General features: G+C 65.1%; 25 protein-coding genes. 17 read left to right on the top strand and 8 right to left on the bottom strand.

Features of this window, described 5'->3' with window-relative positions:
* The first annotated feature begins 145 nt into the window (after window positions 1-145).
* The 4 genes from QA645_RS38395 to QA645_RS38380 all read left to right on the top strand — a co-directional run bounded on the left by QA645_RS38395 (window position 146) and on the right by QA645_RS38380 (window position 2,812).
* Complete coding sequence (locus QA645_RS38395) at window positions 146-391, top strand: acyl carrier protein (protein ID WP_015688794.1); 246 nt, start codon at window positions 146-148, stop codon at window positions 389-391.
* Window positions 378-1,760, top strand: a complete 1,383-nt coding sequence (locus tag QA645_RS38390; RefSeq protein WP_283046235.1) for a fatty acid--CoA ligase family protein — start codon at window positions 378-380, stop codon at window positions 1,758-1,760. The genes QA645_RS38395 and QA645_RS38390 overlap by 14 nt, the downstream gene beginning before the upstream one ends.
* Window positions 1,753-2,475, top strand: coding sequence for an SDR family NAD(P)-dependent oxidoreductase (locus QA645_RS38385; RefSeq protein WP_283046234.1), 723 nt, complete (start codon window positions 1,753-1,755; stop codon window positions 2,473-2,475). The genes QA645_RS38390 and QA645_RS38385 overlap by 8 nt, the downstream gene beginning before the upstream one ends.
* A 127-nt stretch (window positions 2,476-2,602) precedes the next feature.
* Window positions 2,603-2,812, top strand: coding sequence for a hypothetical protein (locus tag QA645_RS38380; RefSeq protein WP_254134611.1), 210 nt, complete (start codon window positions 2,603-2,605; stop codon window positions 2,810-2,812).
* Window positions 2,813-2,825: 13 nt separating this feature from the next.
* Here the strand turns inward: QA645_RS38380 and QA645_RS38375 are convergent, their stop codons facing one another.
* Window positions 2,826-3,200 carry a hypothetical protein gene (locus tag QA645_RS38375; protein ID WP_283046233.1) on the bottom strand — a complete coding sequence of 125 codons (375 nt, stop codon included), beginning with the start codon at window positions 3,198-3,200 and terminating at the stop codon, window positions 2,826-2,828.
* Window positions 3,201-3,374: 174 nt separating this feature from the next.
* On the opposite strand from QA645_RS38375, the gene QA645_RS38370 reads away from it, so the two are divergent.
* Window positions 3,375-4,529 carry a DUF3095 domain-containing protein gene (locus tag QA645_RS38370; protein WP_283046232.1) on the top strand — a complete coding sequence of 385 codons (1,155 nt, stop codon included), beginning with the start codon at window positions 3,375-3,377 and terminating at the stop codon, window positions 4,527-4,529.
* On the opposite strand, the gene QA645_RS38365 is transcribed toward QA645_RS38370, so the two are convergent.
* Entirely contained in the window at window positions 4,526-4,966 is a 441-nt protein-coding gene (locus QA645_RS38365; protein ID WP_283046231.1) for a DUF2147 domain-containing protein, read from the bottom strand. The two genes, QA645_RS38370 and QA645_RS38365, sit on opposite strands and share 4 nt — an antisense overlap.
* A 101-nt stretch (window positions 4,967-5,067) precedes the next feature.
* Entirely contained in the window at window positions 5,068-5,595 is a 528-nt protein-coding gene (locus QA645_RS38360) for a GNAT family N-acetyltransferase (protein ID WP_254195772.1), read from the bottom strand.
* Between the two features lie 209 nt (window positions 5,596-5,804).
* Here QA645_RS38360 and QA645_RS38355 point away from each other — a divergent pair, with 209 nt between their 5' ends.
* The 12 genes from QA645_RS38355 (at window position 5,805) to QA645_RS38300 (ending at window position 14,655) form a co-directional block, all read left to right on the top strand.
* Window positions 5,805-6,401 carry a superoxide dismutase gene (locus QA645_RS38355; RefSeq protein WP_063985730.1) on the top strand — a complete coding sequence of 199 codons (597 nt, stop codon included), beginning with the start codon at window positions 5,805-5,807 and terminating at the stop codon, window positions 6,399-6,401.
* Between the two features lie 177 nt (window positions 6,402-6,578).
* Window positions 6,579-7,190 carry a permease gene (locus QA645_RS38350; protein ID WP_283046230.1) on the top strand — a complete coding sequence of 204 codons (612 nt, stop codon included), beginning with the start codon at window positions 6,579-6,581 and terminating at the stop codon, window positions 7,188-7,190.
* A complete protein-coding gene (locus QA645_RS38345; RefSeq protein ID WP_211381293.1) occupies window positions 7,187-7,687 on the top strand; it encodes a hypothetical protein in 501 nt (166 codons plus the stop codon). Before QA645_RS38350 ends, QA645_RS38345 begins: the two co-directional genes overlap by 4 nt.
* Before the next feature lie 44 nt (window positions 7,688-7,731).
* Window positions 7,732-7,998, top strand: coding sequence for a hypothetical protein (locus QA645_RS38340; protein WP_254195770.1), 267 nt, complete (start codon window positions 7,732-7,734; stop codon window positions 7,996-7,998).
* 2 nt (window positions 7,999-8,000) lie between these two features.
* Window positions 8,001-8,753: an ABC transporter ATP-binding protein gene (locus QA645_RS38335; RefSeq protein WP_254134604.1), complete on the top strand. Its 753-nt coding sequence runs from the start codon at window positions 8,001-8,003 to the stop codon at window positions 8,751-8,753.
* Window positions 8,754-8,759: 6 nt separating this feature from the next.
* Window positions 8,760-9,629: a metal ABC transporter permease gene (locus QA645_RS38330; RefSeq protein ID WP_254195768.1), complete on the top strand. Its 870-nt coding sequence runs from the start codon at window positions 8,760-8,762 to the stop codon at window positions 9,627-9,629.
* Window positions 9,630-9,631: 2 nt separating this feature from the next.
* Window positions 9,632-10,492: a metal ABC transporter substrate-binding protein gene (locus QA645_RS38325; RefSeq protein ID WP_283046229.1), complete on the top strand. Its 861-nt coding sequence runs from the start codon at window positions 9,632-9,634 to the stop codon at window positions 10,490-10,492.
* Between the two features lie 56 nt (window positions 10,493-10,548).
* A complete protein-coding gene (locus QA645_RS38320; RefSeq protein ID WP_283046228.1) occupies window positions 10,549-11,595 on the top strand; it encodes a GTP-binding protein in 1,047 nt (348 codons plus the stop codon).
* Window positions 11,595-12,614, top strand: coding sequence for a WD40 repeat domain-containing protein (locus QA645_RS38315; protein ID WP_283046227.1), 1,020 nt, complete (start codon window positions 11,595-11,597; stop codon window positions 12,612-12,614). Before QA645_RS38320 ends, QA645_RS38315 begins: the two co-directional genes overlap by 1 nt.
* A 30-nt stretch (window positions 12,615-12,644) precedes the next feature.
* On the top strand, window positions 12,645-13,361 hold the full coding sequence (locus QA645_RS38310) for an MgtC/SapB family protein (protein ID WP_283046226.1): 717 nt from the start codon (window positions 12,645-12,647) through the stop codon (window positions 13,359-13,361).
* 99 nt (window positions 13,362-13,460) lie between these two features.
* A complete protein-coding gene (locus tag QA645_RS38305; RefSeq protein ID WP_254195765.1) occupies window positions 13,461-13,799 on the top strand; it encodes a hypothetical protein in 339 nt (112 codons plus the stop codon).
* A 115-nt stretch (window positions 13,800-13,914) separates the two neighbouring features.
* Complete coding sequence (locus tag QA645_RS38300) at window positions 13,915-14,655, top strand: acetoacetate decarboxylase (protein WP_254134597.1); 741 nt, start codon at window positions 13,915-13,917, stop codon at window positions 14,653-14,655.
* 89 nt (window positions 14,656-14,744) lie between these two features.
* Here QA645_RS38300 and QA645_RS38295 read toward each other — a convergent pair whose 3' ends face one another.
* The 5 genes from QA645_RS38295 to QA645_RS38275 form a co-directional block, all read right to left on the bottom strand.
* Window positions 14,745-16,187, bottom strand: a complete 1,443-nt coding sequence (locus tag QA645_RS38295; RefSeq protein WP_283046225.1) for a homospermidine synthase — start codon at window positions 16,185-16,187, stop codon at window positions 14,745-14,747.
* A 48-nt stretch (window positions 16,188-16,235) separates the two neighbouring features.
* Window positions 16,236-16,625 carry a RidA family protein gene (locus tag QA645_RS38290; protein ID WP_254134595.1) on the bottom strand — a complete coding sequence of 130 codons (390 nt, stop codon included), beginning with the start codon at window positions 16,623-16,625 and terminating at the stop codon, window positions 16,236-16,238.
* Between the two features lie 146 nt (window positions 16,626-16,771).
* Entirely contained in the window at window positions 16,772-17,359 is a 588-nt protein-coding gene (locus QA645_RS38285) for an N-acetyltransferase (RefSeq protein ID WP_283046224.1), read from the bottom strand.
* A gap of 132 nt (window positions 17,360-17,491) precedes the next feature.
* Window positions 17,492-18,634 (bottom strand): type III PLP-dependent enzyme, encoded by a 1,143-nt coding sequence (locus QA645_RS38280; protein ID WP_254134593.1) that lies wholly within the window; start codon window positions 18,632-18,634, stop codon window positions 17,492-17,494.
* Window positions 18,635-19,312: 678 nt separating this feature from the next.
* The gene (locus QA645_RS38275; RefSeq protein WP_254134592.1) at window positions 19,313-19,567 is read right to left on the bottom strand and encodes a hypothetical protein; all 255 of its coding nucleotides are present in this window, start codon (window positions 19,565-19,567) and stop codon (window positions 19,313-19,315) included.
* Window positions 19,568-19,603: the final 36 nt, after the last annotated feature.

Genomic DNA, 19,603 nt, shown 5'->3' with positions numbered 1-19,603 from the left:
AAATCGCGAGATAGGTCCAATTTTATCTGAATTGTCCAAGAGGCCATTTACTTCTGTCCGGTAAACCCACGGGCAAGGGGAGGCGGTCATCGAGAGCCGCCGCAAGAAACACGATCGATTAACTAAAGTCAGAGGCGAGCCAGCCATGTCGGTACGATCCAAGGTCATTGAAGCGATCCAGCAGATCGCAAAAGAGCAGCACGTCACGCTTCCCGCACTTTCGGACGATCTGTCCCTGCACGAGACGGGCTTTGACTCGCTCGCTTTCGCGATCCTGGTCGCGCGTCTCGAGGACGAGACCGGCGTCGATCCCTTCACCATTTCCGAGGACGCAGCGTTCCCCGCCACCGTGGGTGATTTCGTGCGGGCCTACGAAAATGTCCCCGCGTGAGATCTTCGCGCTCCGTGATCATCTCGGCGCGGAGCTGAAAGGGCGGACACTGTCGGATGCGCACGATGTCGTGTCGCTGACCGACATCCTGTCGCAGACGGTCCTCGGTGGCCGCCTGCGCGAGCTGTCCGGCCGCGCGGTCCTCCTGAAACTGTCGGACCAGCTCCGCTCGGGCCTCGCCATGATCGAGCTCGACGGCATCGCCCGTCGCATGCTGCTATGCCCGCCGGATCTCAATCCTGCGCATCTGGACGCGCTCATCGCCGATGCCGGCATCGATGCTGTCGTCACCGACGAGCCCGATCGCTGGGCCGCGACCGGCGTGTCGCTGGTCGTTATCGCCCGATTGCCGCTTCAAGCCACGGCGCCTGCGCAGACCGAGCGTGCGACCGAATGGCTGATGCTGACCTCGGGCACATCGGGCGTGCCCAAAATCGTCGGCCACACGCTGGAAGCGCTCACCGGCGCCATCGTCGCCGAAGGCCCCGCCAAGGGCCCGGCTCCGGTCTGGGCCACCTTCTACGACATCCGCCGCTATGGCGGCCTGCAGATCTTCCTCCGCGCCGTCCTCTCCGGCGGCTCGATGGTGCTGTCGGATCCGCACGAGGCGCTCGCCGATCACGTCGCACGGCTGAACGCGCGCGGGGTCTCGCACATCTCCGGCACGCCCTCGCACTGGCGCAAGCTTCTGATGAGCGGCTCGGCCGCGCAGTTCGCGCCCGGCTATGTCCGCCTCTCCGGCGAGATCGCCGACCAGGCGGTGCTCGACGGCCTCAAGGCGGCATTCCCCAATTCCTCCGTCGGTCATGCCTATGCCTCGACCGAGGCCGGCGTCGGCTTCGCCGTCAATGACGGGCTCGAGGGTTTTCCGGCGAACTATCTCGGCAACCGTAACGGCGTCGAGATGAAGGTCGTCGACGGCTCGCTGCGCATCCGCTCGACGCGGACGGCACACGCTTACATCGGCCGCAACGCGGCTGCGCTCACCGATGGCGACGGTTTCGTCGACAGTGGCGATATCGTCGAATTGCGTGGCGACCGCTATTATTTCGTCGGCCGCCGCGGCGGCATCATCAATATCGGCGGGCTGAAAGTTCATCCCGAGGAGATCGAGGCGGCCATCAACCGTCATCCCGACGTGCGGATGTCGCGGGCGAAATCTCGGCGCAGTCCGATCACGGGCGGCATCGTCGTCGCCGACGTGATTCTCGCCGATGGGACCGACCAGGCGCGCGCGAAGGACATTCGCGACCAGATCCTGGACCAGTGCCGCGCGCAGCTGGCGTCCCACAAGGTGCCGGCGGTGATCCGCTTCGTCGAGGCGCTCGACGTCACCCCGGCCGGCAAACTGGCGCGCACCGATGCATAATGTTCTCGTCACCGGCGGCAGCCGCGGCATTGGCCTTTCGATCGGCAAGCGGCTGGTCAGCGCCGGCTACAATGTGATCGCGGCCGCGCGGCGCGAGAGCGACGAGCTCAAGGCCGCGATCGCCGTCTCCGAGGGCCGCCTGCATTTCCGCGCCTGCGACCTCGCCGTGATCGATGCGATTCCGGCCTTTGCGAAACTGGTGCGCGACGAGTTCGGCCCGACCTACGGCCTCATCAACAATGCCGGCCTCGGCACCGAGGGCCTGCTCGCAACCATGCACAATTCGGAGATCGAGTCGCTGGTACAGCTCAACGTGCTGTCGCCGATCATCCTCACCAAATATGTCGCGCGCCAGATGATGGCGGATGGCGCCGGCCGCATCATCAACATCTCCTCGATCATTGCGACGACCGGCTACAACGGCTTGTCCGTTTACGGCGCGACCAAGGCCGCCGCGACCGGCTTCACCCGCTCGCTCGCGCGCGAGGTCGGCAAGCTCGGCATCACCGTGAACGCGATCGCGCCCGGCTTCATCGATACCGAACTCACGCACAATCTCTCCGACGAAAGCCGCAAACGCATCGCCGGCCGCAGCGCACTGCGCCGCCTGCCGGAGACCGACGACGTCGCGCGCATGGTAGAGTATCTGCTCGGCGAGGGCGGCCGTAACGTGACCGGCACCGTGTTCACGATCGACGCCGGGAATACGGCCTGACACGGAACTCGGTCGGCCCAATCGGGTTGATCCGGCGCAATGACATTGAGCCGGATTTGGTCGTAAGATGCCTCGTGCTCGATTGGGTTACGTCAATCGAACTGCCCTAAACGACAGGGAGCAGTCCATGGTCACGCCAACCGTTGCGAGTCACGGTCAAACGTCTGCAGAGCCATCGCCCGCGAAGCTGGACGATACCCGCTGCCCGCCGATGTCGCATCAAAACTCCGGCAGCCACGGCTACGAAATGTATCCGCAGCAATTCGTGCGGCTGATCGGCTGTCATGACGTGCCGGCATCGGCCCTGCGCAAGCGCCAGGACGAGAAGCTGCATTAGCGCGCGTCGGCGCTCACGTCTGATGTTTCGGCAAATCAATCCGCGCGTGCGAGAATTCCGGCGGCCCTTCGGTCAGGCGGCGAATGCGGCGCTCGCGTTCGTCCGCGGGCAGAGCGGGATCGAGCAGGCTCTCGATCTCGTTCACCGCGATTTCCTCGATTCTCGTCGCATCCGACGTGATCGTGTGCGCCGATGACGGCGCCGCGGGCGCAATCCTGAGACCGAAATTGACCAGCTTGCAGATCGCTTCCGAGCGCGACAGGTGATGGTCCCGCGCCCAGGCATCCACGGCCGCGGTGAGCCATTCCGGCAGTTTGACCGCACTGATGATGTCGGACACCTCGATGATCCCGTGAAAGCTTCTGGGGCGGTCCGACCGTAGCGTCATCCCCGGCGGGCTGTTTGATGCCGATCAATGACGACGTGCGGCATTGCGGCGCGGAGCGAGCTTGTTGTCCGGCGCCATTTCGGCCAATGATCGGGGCATCGAAGGGGGCGCGAACCCCGATCGATCCTGCCACGTATCTCGTTCGGACGCTTCCCAACCATCCGGCATCATCCGATGATCCCAGGCGACTCCTTTTACGGCAGCATCCCTGTCTTCCGCGGCTTCACCAGCCTGATGGAGCCAAAGCTCTATTCGCCGCTGCCGGAGGACTGGAGCATCGGCGTCGCCGACATCGTCGATTCCACCAAGGCGATTGCGGCGCAGCGCTACAAGGCGGTCAACATGGCTGGCGCTGCCGTGATCGCCGCGGTGACGAATGCGCTCGAGGGACGCGAATTTCCTTTCGTGTTCGGCGGCGACGGCGCCAGTTTTGCGGTCGCGCCGGACGACCTCGATGCGGCGCGCGAAGCTTTGGCTGCGACGGCGACCTGGGTGCGGGAAGACCTCGATCTCAAGATGCGTGTGGCGCTCGTGCCGGTGAGCGCCATCCGTGCGAAGGGTCTCGACGTGCGCGTCGCGCGCTTCGGTCCGTCGGCCAATTTGTCCTATGCGATGTTCTCCGGCGGCGGGCTCGCCTTCGCCGACGCCGCGATGAAGCGCGGCGAGTTCGCCGTCGCCGAGGCGCCCGCAGGTGCGCAGCCCGATCTCTCCGGCCTGTCCTGCCGCTTCGAGGTGATACCGGCCTCGCGCGGGCTGATCCTGTCGGTGCTGGTGATGCCGGCTGCTGGCGTCGACGCGCAGGCCTTCCGCAAGGTGATCGAGGACATCATCCATCTCGTCGAGCGCAGTCCGGAGTCCGGGCGTCCCGTGCCGCCGCAGGGGCCACCGCTGAAATGGCCGCCGCAGGGCCTGGATTACGAGGCGCGGGCGATCCGCGGCGGGTCATTGCTCAAGCGTCGCGCCGGCCTGCTCGCCTACACGTTTTTCGCTTATGTCCTGATGCGCTTCGACATCAAGGTCGGCGGCTTCCTGCCGAAGGTCTACAAGCGCCAGGTGGTCGAGAATTCCGACTTCCGCAAATATGACGACGGACTGCGCATGATCCTCGACTGCACGCCGGAGCTCGAGCGGGCGCTGAGCGATCGTCTCGCGATCGCCGCGCGCGACGGCGTCGTGCGCTACGGCCTCTACCAGCAGGATGCCGCGATGATGACCTGCTTCACGCCCTCGGCGCTGCGCAGCGACCACGTCCACTTCATCGACGGCGCGCGGGGCGGCTACGCCTCGGCGGCGACGGCGCTGAAGGCGATGATGGCGGCCGCGACCTAGCGACCTGCTCGCGTCCAGGTTTCGCCGCCGCAGAGCGCGCCGACGCAGCCTTCGACGCGCAGCGTCTCTGCGCCCGTCACGGAGACGCTGCTCGCATAGGTGCTGCCGTCATCGGCATTGTAGATCTGGCCCGACCATTTGTTCGGACCGGACGGCTGCATGCCGGCGAACAGCGGCAGTCCGATCATCGGGCGCCTGGCGAGTGCGGGATTGGGATTCTTGCTGTCGGTCGCGGGCTGGCCGGTCGCGGTGTCGGTGGGCTCGCGCAGCCAGACGATGACGCCGCAGATGCCGCCGGCGCATTTGCTGATTTTTACGCGCGCATCGCCGGCCTGGGTGAGCCAGGTCCCGCTCGCGTCCGCGCTCTGCGCATGCGCAGCCGTTGCGCCGGACAGCGCAGCGAGGAGGACGGTGAAGATGGCGAATCTGCGGGACATGGAAAGGCCTCGGAATGGAGGGCGTCTCCATAGCAGCAAATCAGGATCGTGCAACGCCTGATGGAATCACATTGCTGCGTTCATTTGCCCCAGAGAGCGTCTCACCAGGGCAGGCCGCAGAGGTCGATGGTGCCGAGCGTCGGCGCACGGACGATGTTGAACACATAGGGCGCCGTATGCGTGAAGCGGATCCGCCCCTCCGGCTGCTCGCAATAGACCTCGCCCTTGAAGGACAGCCAGCTGCGCGCCTCGTAGAACGCGGCATTGTGCGGCTCGCAGAACAGGATCGCGAAGCGCACCGCCTCGTTGGCACGCATCGTATGCACCGCCGCGTCGATTGCCATGGTGGCATAGCCGCGGCCCCGGCGATCCTCGCGCGTGCAGACGCCGCCGATGCCGCCGACATGCACCTTCTGTCCATTCCAGGTGACGGTGCGGAAATAGATGCCGACATGGCAGACGAGGCCGTCCTCGGGAGTCTCGATCAGCACGCGGAGATCGGGATTCGCCCATTTGATATGGCCCCAAGGCAGCTTCTCCACCACCTCGCGCGGATAGACTGCCTTGAAAAGCGGCTCGGCGATCGGCCACGCGGCGTCGCCGTTCAAAATGTCGATTTCGATGCTCATGGCTTTCGCAGCTCTGCTCCGTGACGCATTCGTTCTGCCATAAGCGCTTCAAAGGCAATGATATTTTTCTGGGATCTGAAAGCTGTGCAATCGGGCCATGCCGTCGCAATCGCGCCTTTTCGCAAATTGGCGGTATTTAACGGCGCAGGAACCTTCTATAAGGGGTGACCGTTAGAACACGTTCCCCACCCAGTTGCGGACAAGAACCCATGACATTCACGCTGCCCCCACTCCCTTACGCCTATGACGCCCTCGGCCAGTTCATGTCGAAGGAGACGCTGGAATTCCACCACGACAAGCATCATCAGGCCTACGTCACCAACGGCAACAACGCGCTCAAGGGCACCGAATGGGAAGGCAAGTCCCTTGAAGAGATCGTCAAGGGCTCGTTCGGCAAGAACCCCGCGGTGTTCAACAACGCCGGCCAGCACTACAACCACATCCACTTCTGGAGCTGGATGAAGCCCAATGGCGGCGGCACCAAGCTGCCGGGCAAGCTCGAGAAGAAGATCAACGAGGACCTCGGCGGCTTCGAGAAGTTCAAGACGGACTTCCAGGCGGCCGGCGTCGGCCAGTTCGGCTCCGGCTGGGCCTGGCTCCAGGTCAAGAACGGCAAGCTCGAAATCGCCAAGACCCCGAACGGCGAGAATCCGTTGGTGCACGGCGCGACCCCGATCCTCGGCGTCGACGTCTGGGAGCACTCCTACTACATCGACTATCGCAACCGTCGTCCCGACTATCTCAAGGCGTTCGTCGAGAACCTCGTGAACTGGGAATACGTCGAGTCCCTGTTCGACAAGGCGTAAGTCTTACACCGTCAGAAACGAAAGGCGGTCGCTCACGCGGCCGCCTTTTTGCTGTGCGGAATTGACTGATGAGCCAGTCCTGCGCGGTGCGCGCACGGGTCTGTCATCGTTCCGTTTGCATCGCCTCGACGGCGCCCTTAATCAGGAGAGGCATCACCCTCGAGCCGACCCAGCCCGTTGTCAGATTCTTCCCCGAAAAGTCCTGCGCCTGCCGAGGACGCTGAGTCCGAGCCGCGGCCGGGGCGTGTCCGCAAGCCGATCGGCTGGTCGACGATCATCATCGCAGCGCTGGTGGCAGTGAGTGCAGCGCTGGTCTGGCGGCGCGACGGCGCCGATGGCGTTCTCGACATTCTCACCCACGACCTCTCGCTGTTCGGCGGCATCCTGCCGCGCGTACTGGCGGGCTGCCTGCTCGGCGCCTTCATCTCGGAAATCCTGCCGCACGAAAAAGTCTCGCGCTCGCTTGGGCCTAAATCCGGCCTGATGGGCCTTCTGATCGGCACCGCCTTCGGTGCGATCCTGCCCGGCGGTCCCTTCACCGCCTATCCCGTGGCGAGCGCGCTGCTCGCGGTCGGCGCCGATTTCGGCGCCACCATCGCCATGGTCGTGAGCTGGACCTTGATCGGCTACGGCCGCGCAGTCGCCTGGGAAATCCCGATCATGGGCACCGACTTCACGCTGTGGCGGATCCTGATCTCGCTGCCGCTGCCGGTGCTCGCCGGCGCGCTCGGCCGCTTCGTCTACGTCCGGGTCTATCCGAAGCGCGACAGCGACGAGGAGGCGGCGTGAGCGCGGCGCTCCTCATCGATATCCTGCTGTGGGGCTCGGTGTTCGGCGTCGGCCTGATCGCCTTCCGTCGCGGCCCTCCGGTGTTCAAGGCCTCGCTGCGCGAAGGCTCGATGGATTTCATCAACATCGTGCCGCGGATCGCGCTCGGCGTGATCGGCTCCGGCTATATCGCCGCCATCATCCCGCAGGAGGTGATCACCGGCTGGCTCGGGCCGGACAGCGGCTGGCTCGGGGTTGCGACCGCCGTGGTCGCCGGCGCCGCCACGCCTGGCGGCCCCGTGATCGGCTTTTCGATTGGCACGGTGGCGCTGAAGTCGGGCGGCGGGGTGCCCCAGGTGGTCGCCTATGTCGTGGCCTGGGCCCTGTTCGCCTTCCAGCGGGTGATTTTGTGGGAAATCCCGTTCATGCCGGCCCGTTTCGTCTGGTTCCGCTGCGCGGTCTCGGTGCCGTTCCCGTTCCTGGCGGCCGCCATCGCGATGGTGATCGGCAAGCCCTGAGCCGGCCGTGGACAGGGGTAATGTTATAATATAACGTCTTGGGCATGGTTCCCGCCGCGTCCCACGCCCATCATCACGACCATGCCCACGGTCATTCGCCTGGCCACTCCCACGGCCATTCCCATGATGATGACCACGGGCATTCGCATGGGCACGACCACACCCACGCCCATGTCCATGACGCGGCCTCGCCGCACCCGGCCCAGGAGGCGCCCTGGTCGATCCTGCGTATGACCATGGCCGGCCGCCTGTCGGCCGCCGTCGCCGTCTGCGCCGTGCTCTGGGGCGTCGTCTTTCTGGCGATGAGGTGACCATGGCGGCCATACACTTTCACAACGTGACGCTCGGCTATGACCGCCATCCGGCCGTGCACCATCTCAACGGCGAGGTCGCGCCCGGCGCGCTGGTCGCCGTGATCGGTCCCAACGGCGCCGGCAAGTCGACGCTGCTGCGCGGCATCGTCGGCATCCTCCGGCCGCTCGACGGCAGCATCCATCTCGGCGGCTTGGATAGCCGCGACATCGCCTATCTGCCGCAGAGCGCGGACATCGACCGCAGCTTTCCGATCTCGGTGTTCGATTTCGTCGGCACCGGGCTGTGGCGCGGGACGGGTCTGTTCGGCGGCATCGGCAAGGCCGCGCGCGAAAAGATTCTTCGCGCGATTGCGTCGGTGGGGCTCAACGGTTTCGAGAACCGTCCGATCGGCACGCTCTCGGGCGGGCAGATGCAGCGCGTGCTGTTCGCGCGTGTGCTGCTCCAGGATGCGCGCCTGATCGTTCTCGACGAACCCTTCAACGCCATCGACAGCAAGACCACGGCCGACCTGCTTGCGCTGGTGAAACACTGGCATGGCGAGGGCCGCACCGTGCTCGCCGCGCTGCACGACATGGAGATGGTGCGCACCCATTTCAGCGAGACGCTGGTGCTGGCCCGCGGCCCCGTGGCCTGGGGGCCGACGGCGGAGGTGCTGACGCCGGAAAACCTGCTGGTTGCGATGCGGATGTGCGAAGCCTTCGACGACAGCGCCACCGCCTGTGCCGAGGACGGGCGCTCGCGGGCGGCGTGATAGCAGATGATTTATGACGCGCTGATCGGCCCATTCACCGAGTTTGAATTCATGCGGCGGGCGCTTGCCGCGGTGATCGCGCTCTCGCTGGCGGGCGCCCCGATCGGCGTGTTCCTGATGTTGCGGCGGATGAGCCTCGTCGGTGACGCCATGGCGCACGCAATTCTGCCGGGCGCCGCCGTCGGCTTCCTGCTGTCCGGCCTCAATCTGTTCGCGATGACGGCCGGCGGGTTGATCGCCGGCTTTGCGGTCGCGATTCTCGCCGGCGTGGTCGCGCGCTCGACGGGGTTGAAGGAGGATGCCTCGCTTGCGACCTTCTATCTGGCTTCGCTGGCGCTCGGCGTCACCATCGTCTCGATCAAGGGCACCAATATCGATCTCTTGCATGTGCTGTTCGGCAACATCCTCGCGATGGACGATCAGACGCTGCTGGTGGTCGCCTTCAACGCCACGGTCACGCTGCTGGTGCTCGCAGTGATCTACCGGCCGCTGGTGATCGAGAGCGTCGATCCCTTGTTCTTGCGCACGGTCAGCCGCGCCGGCGGCCCCGCGCATCTCGCCTTCCTCGCGCTCGTCGTCATCAACCTCGTCAACGGCTTTCAGGCGCTCGGCACTCTGCTCGCGGTGGGATTGATGATCCTGCCGGCCGGCATCGCGCGGTTCTGGTCGCGCGATCTGACGGTGATGATCTGCATCGCGGTCGTCGCTGCCGCCGTCTCGGGCTATGCCGGCCTCGTGCTGTCATTCCAGACCCGCGTGCCCTCCGGCCCTGCGATCATCCTCGTGGCGACGGTGTTCTACATCGTCTCCGTCCTGTTCGGCCGCGTCGGTGGTATCGTCCGGCAGCTGTTTCCCGGCCGGCATCTGGAAGCATGACGATGCGCTTCCTTCTGCTTTTTGTGCTGCTGATCGCGTCGCCGCTGCATGCCGCCGAGCGGCTCAATATCGTTGCGAGCTTCTCGATCCTCGGCGATTTCGTCCGCACCATCGGCGGCGACCGGGTCAACGTGACCACGCTGGTCGGTCCCGACAGCGACGTCCATGTCTACACGCCGGCCCCGAGCGATGCGAAGCGGATCGCGGATGCAAAACTCGTCATCGTCAACGGGCTCGGCCTCGAGGGCTGGCTGCCGCGGCTGGTTCAATCCGCAGGCAGCAAGGCGACGATCGTGACCGCGAGCGCCGGCATCGCGCCTTTGAAGCTCGGCTCGGCCGCAGACCCCCATGCCTGGCAATCCGTGCCCAACGCCAAGGTCTATGTGACCGACATCGCCAACGCGCTGGTCGCGGCCGACCCCGACGATGCCGAACTCTTCCGCACGCAGGCAAAGGCCTATCTGGACAAGCTCGAAGCGCTCGACCGGGAGGTCCGCGAGGCCGTGGCCAAAATCCCACCCGAGCGGCGCAAGATCATCTCGACCCACGATGCCTTCGGCTATTTCGCCGCCGAATATGGCGTCCAGTTCGTGGCCCCCCTCGGCGTTTCCACCGAAACCGAGCCCAGCGCGCGGGACATCGCCGCCATCATCGGCCAGGTCAAGGCCGCGAGGATCCCGGCGGTTTTCCTGGAAAATATCAGCGACGACCGCCTGATCCGGCGGATCGCAGCCGAGACCGGCGCAAAGGTCGGCGGGACCCTGATTTCGGACGGTTTGACCGGCGAAAAGGGGCCTGCACCCACTTACATTGACATGGTCAGGCACAATATAAAGGCCCTGACCAGCGCGCTTGACCATTAGGGCAGGGGGCCACCCCGTCGCCTCGCGTCGCGCGGCAAGCCGACCCCGGAGTTCTTATGTCTGAAGCGACCGCGTCCAAAATTCCCGTGACCGTCCTGACCGGCTATCTCGGTGCCGGCAAGACCACGCTGTTGAACCGCATCCTGTCGGAAAACCACGGCAAGAAATACGCCGTCATCGTCAACGAATTCGGCGAGATCGGCATCGACAACGACCTCATCATCGGCGCCGATGAGGAAGTGTTCGAGATGAACAACGGCTGCATCTGCTGCACCGTGCGCGGCGACCTCGTCCGCATCATGGACGGTCTGATGAAGCGCAAGGGCAAGTTCGACGCCATCATCGTCGAGACCACCGGCCTTGCCGATCCGGCGCCGGTCGCCCAGACCTTCTTCGTCGACGAGGACGTGCAGAAGAACGCGCGGCTCGACGCGGTGGTCACTGTTGCCGACGCCAAATGGCTGGCCGACCGGCTCAAGGATGCACCCGAGGCCAAGAACCAGATCGCCTTCGCCGACGTCATCGTGCTGAACAAGACCGATCTCGTCACCAAGCCCGAGCTTGCCGAGGTCGAAGCCCGCATCCGCGGCATCAACCCCTATGCCAAGCTGCATCGCACTGAGCGCTGCTCGGTCGCACTGGCCGACGTGCTCGATCGCGGCGCGTTCGACCTCGACCGCATCCTCGACATCGAGCCTGATTTCCTCGAGGTCGACGATCATGATCACGAGCATGACCACCATCACGGCCACGACCATCATCACCACCATGATCACGGCCACGGCCTGAAGCACTATCATGACGAGGACATGCAATCGCTGTCGCTCAAGACCGACAAGCCGCTCGATCCGAACGTGTTCATGCCCTGGCTCCAGAACCTGGTGCAGGTCGAAGGCGGTAAGATCCTGCGCTCCAAGGGCATCCTCGCCTTCCACGACGATGATGACCGCTACGTGTTCCAGGGCGTTCACATGATGCTGGAGGGCAACCACCAGCGGAAATGGAAGGACGGCGAGCCGCGCGAGAGCCGCCTCGTCTTCATCGGCCGCGAATTGCCGGAAAAGGCCATTCGCGAGGGCTTTGAGAGCTGCATCGTCTCGTGATGAAAGAGTTTACGCCGGCCCCCGATTCCGCCTCGATCGTCTCCGTCACCGATCGCGTCAAGCCCGTGACGCTCGGCATCGGCGTGACCTCGGTGCATTTCCTTGGCCCCCGCGCCGCCTTCGTCGGCGGGGAGGAAAACGTCGCATTCGTCGACGCCAAGGGCGAGATCACGACGGTTGCCGTGCATAGTGGCGGCATTCTCTCGACCGCCTCGGACGGCAAGCGCCTCGTGATGGGCGGCGATGACGGCAAGGTCGTCTCGCTCGATGCCAAGGGCGAGGTGACGCTGCTCGCCACCGATCCGAAGCGGCGCTGGATCGACGCGGTGGCGGTGCATCCGGATGGCGCCTACGCCTGGTCGGCCGGCAAGACCGCGACCGTCAAGAGCGGCAAGGCCGAGGAAAAATCGCTCGAGGTGCCCTCGACCGTCGGCGGGCTCGCGTTCGCACCGAAGGGCCTGCGGCTCGCGATCGCGCATTACAACGGCGCGACGCTGTGGTTTCCCAACATGGAAGGGTCGGCCGAATTCCTGCCCTGGGCCGGCTCGCATCTCGGCGTCACCTTCAGCCCGGACAACAAATTCCTGGTCACCACCATGCACGAGGCGGCGCTGCACGGCTGGCGGCTCGCCGACAACAGGCACATGCGCATGACCGGCTATCCCGGCCGTGTCCGCTCGATGTCCTGGAGCGTGGGCGGCAAGGGCTTGGCGACCTCGGGTGCCGACACCGTCATCATCTGGCCGTTCGCCAGCAAGGACGGCCCGATGGGCAAGGAGCCCGCGATGCTCGCGCCACTGCAGGCGCGCGTGTCGGTCGTCGCCTGCCATCCGAAGAACGACATCCTCGCCGCCGGCTACAGTGACGGCACCGTGCTGATGGTGCGGCTGGAGGACGGCGCGGAGATCCTGGTCCGCCGCAACGGCACCCCGCCGGTGGCCGGGCTCGCCTGGAACGCCAAGGGCACGCTGCTGGCCTTCGCCGACGAAAATGGGGACGGCGGTCTGCTGGAGCTTTGATCTGTCATCGTTCCGGCCGTATAGGGAATCATGCGGTTCCTGACGACCTTCCAGATCGCCGATTTCGCCGACACGCTGGTCAGCCTGTTCACAGCCTTCGTGCTGGGCACGCTGATCGGCGCCGAGCGTCAATATCGGCAACGTACTGCCGGCCTGCGCACCAATGTGCTGGTCGCGGTCGGCGCTGCGGCCTTCGTCGATCTCGCCATGCATCTGGACGGCGCCGACGGTGCGGTGCGGGTGATCGCCTATGTCGTCTCCGGCATCGGCTTCCTGGGCGCCGGCGTCATCATGAAGCAGGGTATGGACGTGCGCGGGCTCAACACCGCGGCGACGCTGTGGGCCTCGGCCGCCGTGGGGTCCTGCGCCGGGGCCGACATGGTCGCGCAGGCGGCGGCGCTGACCGTGTTCGTGATCGCCGGCAACACGATGCTGCGCCCGCTGGTCAACGCCATCAACCGCATCCCGCTGGATGTGAAGGCGCTGGAGGCGACCTATTACTTCAAGCTTGCGGTCACCACCGAAGCCTTGCCCGACATGCGCGACCGTCTCGTCGACAAGCTCGAGGCCGCGAAATATCCGGTGGCCGATGTCGACGTGGTTGAGATCGGTGACGACATTCTGGAGATCGTCGCCAAGCTGGTGGCGACCGCGGTCGATCCGAACGAGCTGAACGCGGTGGCGACCGACCTCCAGCATGCGTCCGGCGTGCGCCATGCCACCTGGGAAGTCAGCACCACGGAGTAGGCGGCCTTTTGGCGCGCAAGCGAGCGGTTCCCGCCCGGCCGGGCACGGAACCGCAGCCGGGCCATTTCGTTGATCCCGCGGACAAAGGCGGTGATCGACATGCCCGGCCAAGATGACAAGCGCAGATTGAAGCTCGATTTGACGATTGCCTGCTCGCTATTCGCAGCAGGCGTCGTGGTGTCAGTGATGTCACTCGCCCAAATCCGCGCCCAGAGCCGGATGGAGTTGGCCCAGGCGACGCAGCCGCTTCAGGGCACGCCGTCCAACGATCAGAACAAGTTGCCGGCCGAGGCCAAACCCGGCGGCGATCGGCCGACCACGCCGGCGCCGGAGCCCGCGCGCCCCGATCCGCAGACGCAAGGTGCGGCGGGAGCCGCCAAACCGGCATTGCCGCCGGCTCCGGCCGAGAAGGTCGCGCCGCCGCTTGAGAAGAAATAGCCTCGACGGCCGCGCGTCTTGACGCGTATTTGACTGCCGATGCCGCTTCAACGATCTCGCCTCGGCGTGCAGGGCGTCCCATAATCCGTCGAACCAACGACAGATGGGGCCTTCCATGAAGATCGAGGACGTCCGCCGTACCGCTTACTCGATGCCGCTCACCAACCCGTCGTTCCCGCCAGGGCCATATCGCTTTTTCAACCGCGAATATTTCATCATCACCTACAGGACCGATCCCGACGCCCTTGCCGCCATCGTGCCGGAGCCGCTCGAGGTGGCGGAGCCGGTGGTGAAATACGAATTCATCCGTATGCCCGACTCCACCGGCTTCGGTGACTACACCGAGACCGGGCAGGTGATCCCGGTCCGTTTCAAAGGTGAGCTGGGCGCTTACACCCACGCGATGTATCTCGACGACGAAGGTCCGATCGCCGGCGGCCGCGAGCTGTGGGGCTTTCCGAAGAAGCTGGCACGGCCGAAGATCGAGGTCGAGAGCGACGTGCTGGTCGGCTCGCTGCATTATGGTTCGGTGCTCTGTGCCTCAGCGACCATGGGCTACAAGCACCGCAAGGTCGACCTTGACGCGGTGCTGCAGCCGATGAAGGCACCGAACTTCATCCTGAAGATCATCCCGCATGTCGACGGTAGCCCTCGGATCTGCGAGCTGGTGCGCTTCCATCTCGAGGACATCACACTGAAGGAAGCCTGGACCGGTCCCGCCGCACTCGGCCTGTTTCCTCACGCGCTCTGCGACGTCGCCCGCCTGCCGGTGCGCGAAGTGATCTCGGCGTTGCACTTCAAGGCGGACCTGACGCTCGGGCTCGGCAGCGTGGCGTTCGATTACATGGCCAAGTAACCTGGCGAAGTAACGAGGCGAGACCGGCCGCGAAACGAAAATGCCCGGCGCGAAGCCGGGCATCATGATCGATCAGGCCTCGTGCGCGATCACCGCACCAGAATATTCCGGAACTGCCAGGGATCGCTGGTGTCGATGTCTTCCGGGAACAGTCCCGGACGATCCGTCAGCGGCGTCCAGTCGGTGTAGAAACCCTTCACCGGGCCGAGATACGGCAGCTGGATTTCCAGCAGGCGATCGAAATCCATCTCGTCGGCTTCGACGATGCCTTCCCTGGGGTTTTCCAGCGCCCACACCATGCCGCCGAGCACGGCGGAGGTCACCTGCAGGGCGGTGGCGTTCTGATAGGGCGCGAGCGCGCGGGTCTCTTCGATCGAGAGCTGCGAGCCGTACCAATAGGCGTTGTTGTCGTGGCCGAACAGCAGCACGCCGAGCTCGTCGATGCCGTCGACGATCTCGTCCTCCTCGAGGATGTGGTGCTTCTCCTGCATCTTGGCGGCGCGGCCGAACATTTCGTGCAGCGACAGCACGGCGTCGTCGGCCGGGTGATAGGCATAGTGGCAGGTCGGCCGATAGATCGCCTTGCCCGATGCGTCACGCACCGTGAAGTAATCGGAGATCGAGATCGACTCGTTGTGGGTGACGAGGAAGCCGTATTGCGCGCCGCGGGTCGGACACCAGGTGCGCACGCGCGTGTTGGCGCCGGGCTGCATCAGATAGATGGCCGCGCCGCAGCCGGCTTCGTGGGTGCGCGCATTCTCGGGCATCCATTTCTCGTGGGTGCCCCAGCCGAGCTCGGACGGCTGCACGCCTTCGGAGAGGAAACCTTCCACCGACCAGGTGTTGACGAAGACGTCCGGCTCCTTCGGTGTCTTGGAGCGCTGGGTGTCGCGTTCGGCGATGTGGATACCCTTGATACCGGCCTGCCGCATCAGGTCAGCCCATTCTGCCTTGGTCTTCGGCTTGGGGGCATTGAGCTTCAGGTCGGCCGCGACGTTGAGCAGTGCCTGCTTGACGAAGAAGGAGACCATGCCGGGATTGGCGCCGCAGCAGGACACAGCCGTGGTCGAGCCCGCCGGGCGCGCCTTCTTGGCGGCCAGCGTCACTTCGCGAAGTGCATAATTGGAGCGCGCTTCCGGGCCCTTGGTCGAATCGAAATAGAAGCCGAGCCAGGGCTCGTTGACGGTGTCGATATAGAGCGCGCCGAGCTCGTTGCAGAGCTCCATGATGTCGGTCGAGCCGGTGTCGACCGAGAGATTGACGCAAAAGCCCTGGCCGCCGCCTTCGGTCAGCAGCGGGGTCAGCAATTCGCGGTAATTGTCCCTGGTCACGGCCTTCTGGATGAAGCGCACATTCTGCTTCTCGCAATGCGCCTTGCGGCCCTCGTCCTTGGGGTCGATCACGGTGACGCGGGACTTGTCGTAATCGAGATGCCGCTCGATCATCGGCAGCGTGCCTTTGCCGATGGAGCCGAAGCCGACCATGACGATGGGACCGGTGATCTTCGCGTAGATCTGCGAGGGGTGGCTCATGGGATGGGTTCTCCGGAACGTGCTGGCGGACAAAGGGTGATGGGTGGATCAGGCGCTGCGGCGCTTGGCGGTGACTTCGATCTCGACCTTCATCTCGGGCTTGGCGAGCGCGCTGACGACCAGCAAGGTCGCAGCCGGTCTGATGTCACCGAGAACCTCGCCGCAGACGGCGAAGTGGGCGTCGATGTAGCTGGCGTCGGTGACGTAGTAGGTCGCACGGACGATATCGGCCATCTCGAATCCGCCCTCCCGCAGGGCGGCCTCGATGGTCTTGAAGCAGTTGCGTGACTGGCTCGTGACATCGGCCGGCATCGTCATCGTCGTGTAGTCATAGCCGGTGGTTCCTGCGACGAAGGCGAAGTCGCCGTCGATCACGGCGCGGCTGTAGCCGACGCTCTTCTCGAGGGGGGAGCCGGTGGAAATCAGGCGACGGGACATGGGTTCGGCCTCGGCTGAAGGGGGATTTCGTGGGGTTTACGGGCAATTTGCGGGCCGGCGCAACCCCAAAGCAATGGAGCTGAACGGAGGCGCAGCCGGACGAAGCCGCTCAACGCGGCTTGGTCCGTCGCCATCATGGCGATGTCTTAGGCCGCGTGCGCCTGGAGGGGACGAACTACCCTCCGTTTGGGCAGGGCCGCGCCGGTCGGGACGATCATCCCCTCGGCGCCATCCAGCGCACCGGCCTCGAATTCGATTGCCAGCAGGCGCTCGCGCTCGAACGGGCCGGGCAGCATCAGCGCGCCGGTCTTCTCGGCCGAGAAGCCGAAACGGGCATAGTAGGGCGCATCGCCGAGCAGGATGACGGCGGTATGCCCGCGCGCCCGGGCGGCGGCCAGCGCTTGTTGCATCAGCGCGGCGCCGATCCCGAGCTCGCGGCAGGCAGGGTCCACCGCCAGCGGTCCGAGGACCAAAGCGGGCCTGCCTCCGGCGCTGACGTGCCACAGCCGCACGGTTCCCACGAGTGTCCCCTCGCGCACAGCCGACAGGGCAAGGCCTGCGGCAGGTGCACGTCCGTCGCGCAGGCGCTGGCAGGTGCGGTCATGGCGGTCTTCGCCAAAACTGGCATCCAGCAGCGCTTCACGGGCGGCGACGTCGACAGCACGTTCCGCACGGATCGCGAACGGAGCGGCTTTCGAAGTGAGGGCGACTTGTGGCTTCCGAAAAGCAGTCATGGCGCGTCAGTCCCCGCTTGAGCCGACGTGCGCGCAGCACGCCGGTCCAAGGCGTCGTCAGAATCAAAGATGTCAGGGAGGAGCCGGCAAGCCGGCTCCCGGGTTCGTCAGGCCTCGGACAAGAGAGGCAGCTTAGATGTGGTAGGTCCGCAGCGGCGGGATGCCGTTGAATGCCACCGCCGAGTAGGTCGACGTATAGGCCCCGGTGCCTTCGATCAGCAGCTTGTCGCCGATCTCGAGTGTCACCGGAAGCGGATACGGGGTCTTCTCGTACAGCACGTCGGCGCTGTCGCAGGTCGGGCCTGCGAGCACGCACGGGGTCATGTCCGCGCCGTCATGCGGGGTGCGGATGGCGTAGCGGATCGACTCGTCCATGGTCTCGGCGAGACCGCCGAACTTGCCGATGTCCAGGTACACCCAGCGCACCTCGTCCTCGTCGCTCTTCTTCGAGATGAGCACGACCTCGGATTCGATGATGCCGGCGTTGCCCACCATGCCGCGACCCGGCTCGATGATGGTCTCCGGAATCTGGTTGCCGAAGTGCTTGCGCAGCGCGCGGAAGATCGAACGGCCGTAGGTCACCACCGGCGGCACGTCCTTGAGGTACTTGGTCGGGAAGCCGCCGCCCATGTTGACCATGGTCAGGTTGATGCCGCGCTCGGCGCAGTCGCGGAACACCTGCGAGGCCATCGCCAGCGCACGGTCCCACGCCTTCACCTTGCGCTGCTGCGAGCCGACATGGAAGGAGATGCCGCACGGCTCCAGGCCCAGGCGCTTGGCGACGTCGAGCACCTCGACGGCCATTTCCGGGTCGCAGCCGAACTTGCGCGACAGCGGCCATTCGGCGCCGGCGCAGTCATAGAGGATGCGGCAGAACACCTTCGCGCCGGGGGCGGCGCGGGCGACCTTCTCGACCTCGGGGACGCAATCGACCGCGAACAGGCGAATGCCGAGCGCGAAGGCACGCGCGATGTCGCGCTCCTTCTTGATCGTGTTGCCGAAGGAGATGCGGTCGGGCGTCGCACCGGCGGCCAGCGCCATCTCGATCTCGGCGACGGTCGCGGTGTCGAAGCAGGAGCCCATGGAGGCCAGCAGTGCCAGCACTTCCGGCGCCGGGTTCGCCTTGACGGCATAGAACACGCGGCTGTCGGGCAGCGCCTTGGCGAAGGTCTGGTAATTGTCGCGCACGACCTCGAGGTCGACGACGAGGCACGGCTCGGTGTCGAGACCTTCCTTGCGGCGGTTGCGCAGGAATTCCTGGATACGTTCGGTCATGGCACTCTCCAACGGCCCCAGCGACGGGGTCCGCATCAACGTGACGTCGGATAAGAGTGCTCCGGCCACACCGCGCGATGGAGGCGCGTTGAGACCAAAAGACTCAAACCAGACTGTGCTGCCGTGGATTGGTTGGGAGAGTTTCCCGCCCGCACACCTGGCAATGAAGGACAAGCCTTTTCAGTAGCCCGCGCCGGCGTTGGAATGCCGGTAGAGACCAAAAAAGCCCGATCCGTCGTTGCTTTAAGTCGCGTCCCCCGTTGAGAGCGGGGTGCGCCGGTTCGCCTCCGGCTGCCAGTCACGGTTGCAAAAAGTGAAGTCACCTTCGACTAGGCATCTCTTTGAGAGAGATGCTGGGCGCTCCGGGTTTGCTGTCCGTCTTCAACCCCTGGAGGTTTCCGACTTCCGCACTTCCGAAGAGCCCCTCGGCTTCTTCACCCCTTGGCGGCTGTCCGGCCTCTTGTCCGGATACCTACCGACTGACACACGACCACAGGCACGTGCGAAATTGGGCAAGAGCGCACATAAGCGTTTTGACTCGGCTTCGCAAGAATTTTTTTAGGCTGAAGACAGAATTGCCTAACATCTGCTTGCGCGGTGTTGCGCGAGCGACGCGGAAGATGAATGCGCGTTAAGTTTTCTGTGTCGTGCGCGTGACTGAGACGCGCGCGAGGAGCGTCAGCCGCGCTTGAAGAACGGCTCGACGCGCTGAGCGGCGCGGATGAAGGCGGTCATCACCAGCACGCCGAGTGCGAACAGCACGGCCTGGAGGATGTGCGCGCCCTGGTCGCCGAGTCCGAACAGAATCGCGAGCGCCCAGCCGCCGGCAAACGCCGCGCCGAACACCTCGGCGCCGATCAGGATGGCGGCGCTGATGACGGTGATGACGCTCGGCCAGACGATCTGACGGGAAGACGAGGAGGGCGCGTTCATGGGCATAGGGGTCCGTGGCTTCGAGGGCCGCAATCT

Origin of the sequence: Bradyrhizobium sp. CIAT3101, assembly GCF_029714945.1 — a bacterium.
Taxonomy (GTDB): Bacteria; Pseudomonadota; Alphaproteobacteria; order Rhizobiales; family Xanthobacteraceae; genus Bradyrhizobium.
The sequence above is the reverse complement of the archived record's forward strand: the minus strand, read 5'-3'. Positions and strand labels throughout refer to the sequence as shown.

Coding starts and splice junctions, on each gene's coding strand:
- QA645_RS38395 (WP_015688794.1), top strand. CDS start 146: ATGTCGGTACGATCCAAGGTCATTGAAGCGATCCAGCAGATCGCAAAA.
- QA645_RS38390 (WP_283046235.1), top strand. CDS start 378: ATGTCCCCGCGTGAGATCTTCGCGCTCCGTGATCATCTCGGCGCGGAG.
- QA645_RS38385 (WP_283046234.1), top strand. CDS start 1,753: ATGCATAATGTTCTCGTCACCGGCGGCAGCCGCGGCATTGGCCTTTCG.
- QA645_RS38380 (WP_254134611.1), top strand. CDS start 2,603: ATGGTCACGCCAACCGTTGCGAGTCACGGTCAAACGTCTGCAGAGCCA.
- QA645_RS38375 (WP_283046233.1), bottom strand. CDS start 3,200: ATGACGCTACGGTCGGACCGCCCCAGAAGCTTTCACGGGATCATCGAG.
- QA645_RS38370 (WP_283046232.1), top strand. CDS start 3,375: ATGATCCCAGGCGACTCCTTTTACGGCAGCATCCCTGTCTTCCGCGGC.
- QA645_RS38365 (WP_283046231.1), bottom strand. CDS start 4,966: ATGTCCCGCAGATTCGCCATCTTCACCGTCCTCCTCGCTGCGCTGTCC.
- QA645_RS38360 (WP_254195772.1), bottom strand. CDS start 5,595: ATGAGCATCGAAATCGACATTTTGAACGGCGACGCCGCGTGGCCGATC.
- QA645_RS38355 (WP_063985730.1), top strand. CDS start 5,805: ATGACATTCACGCTGCCCCCACTCCCTTACGCCTATGACGCCCTCGGC.
- QA645_RS38340 (WP_254195770.1), top strand. CDS start 7,732: ATGGTTCCCGCCGCGTCCCACGCCCATCATCACGACCATGCCCACGGT.
- QA645_RS38335 (WP_254134604.1), top strand. CDS start 8,001: ATGGCGGCCATACACTTTCACAACGTGACGCTCGGCTATGACCGCCAT.
- QA645_RS38330 (WP_254195768.1), top strand. CDS start 8,760: ATGATTTATGACGCGCTGATCGGCCCATTCACCGAGTTTGAATTCATG.
- QA645_RS38325 (WP_283046229.1), top strand. CDS start 9,632: ATGCGCTTCCTTCTGCTTTTTGTGCTGCTGATCGCGTCGCCGCTGCAT.
- QA645_RS38320 (WP_283046228.1), top strand. CDS start 10,549: ATGTCTGAAGCGACCGCGTCCAAAATTCCCGTGACCGTCCTGACCGGC.
- QA645_RS38315 (WP_283046227.1), top strand. CDS start 11,595: ATGAAAGAGTTTACGCCGGCCCCCGATTCCGCCTCGATCGTCTCCGTC.
- QA645_RS38310 (WP_283046226.1), top strand. CDS start 12,645: ATGCGGTTCCTGACGACCTTCCAGATCGCCGATTTCGCCGACACGCTG.
- QA645_RS38305 (WP_254195765.1), top strand. CDS start 13,461: ATGCCCGGCCAAGATGACAAGCGCAGATTGAAGCTCGATTTGACGATT.
- QA645_RS38300 (WP_254134597.1), top strand. CDS start 13,915: ATGAAGATCGAGGACGTCCGCCGTACCGCTTACTCGATGCCGCTCACC.
- QA645_RS38295 (WP_283046225.1), bottom strand. CDS start 16,187: ATGAGCCACCCCTCGCAGATCTACGCGAAGATCACCGGTCCCATCGTC.
- QA645_RS38290 (WP_254134595.1), bottom strand. CDS start 16,625: ATGTCCCGTCGCCTGATTTCCACCGGCTCCCCCCTCGAGAAGAGCGTC.
- QA645_RS38285 (WP_283046224.1), bottom strand. CDS start 17,359: ATGACTGCTTTTCGGAAGCCACAAGTCGCCCTCACTTCGAAAGCCGCT.
- QA645_RS38280 (WP_254134593.1), bottom strand. CDS start 18,634: ATGACCGAACGTATCCAGGAATTCCTGCGCAACCGCCGCAAGGAAGGT.
- QA645_RS38275 (WP_254134592.1), bottom strand. CDS start 19,567: ATGAACGCGCCCTCCTCGTCTTCCCGTCAGATCGTCTGGCCGAGCGTC.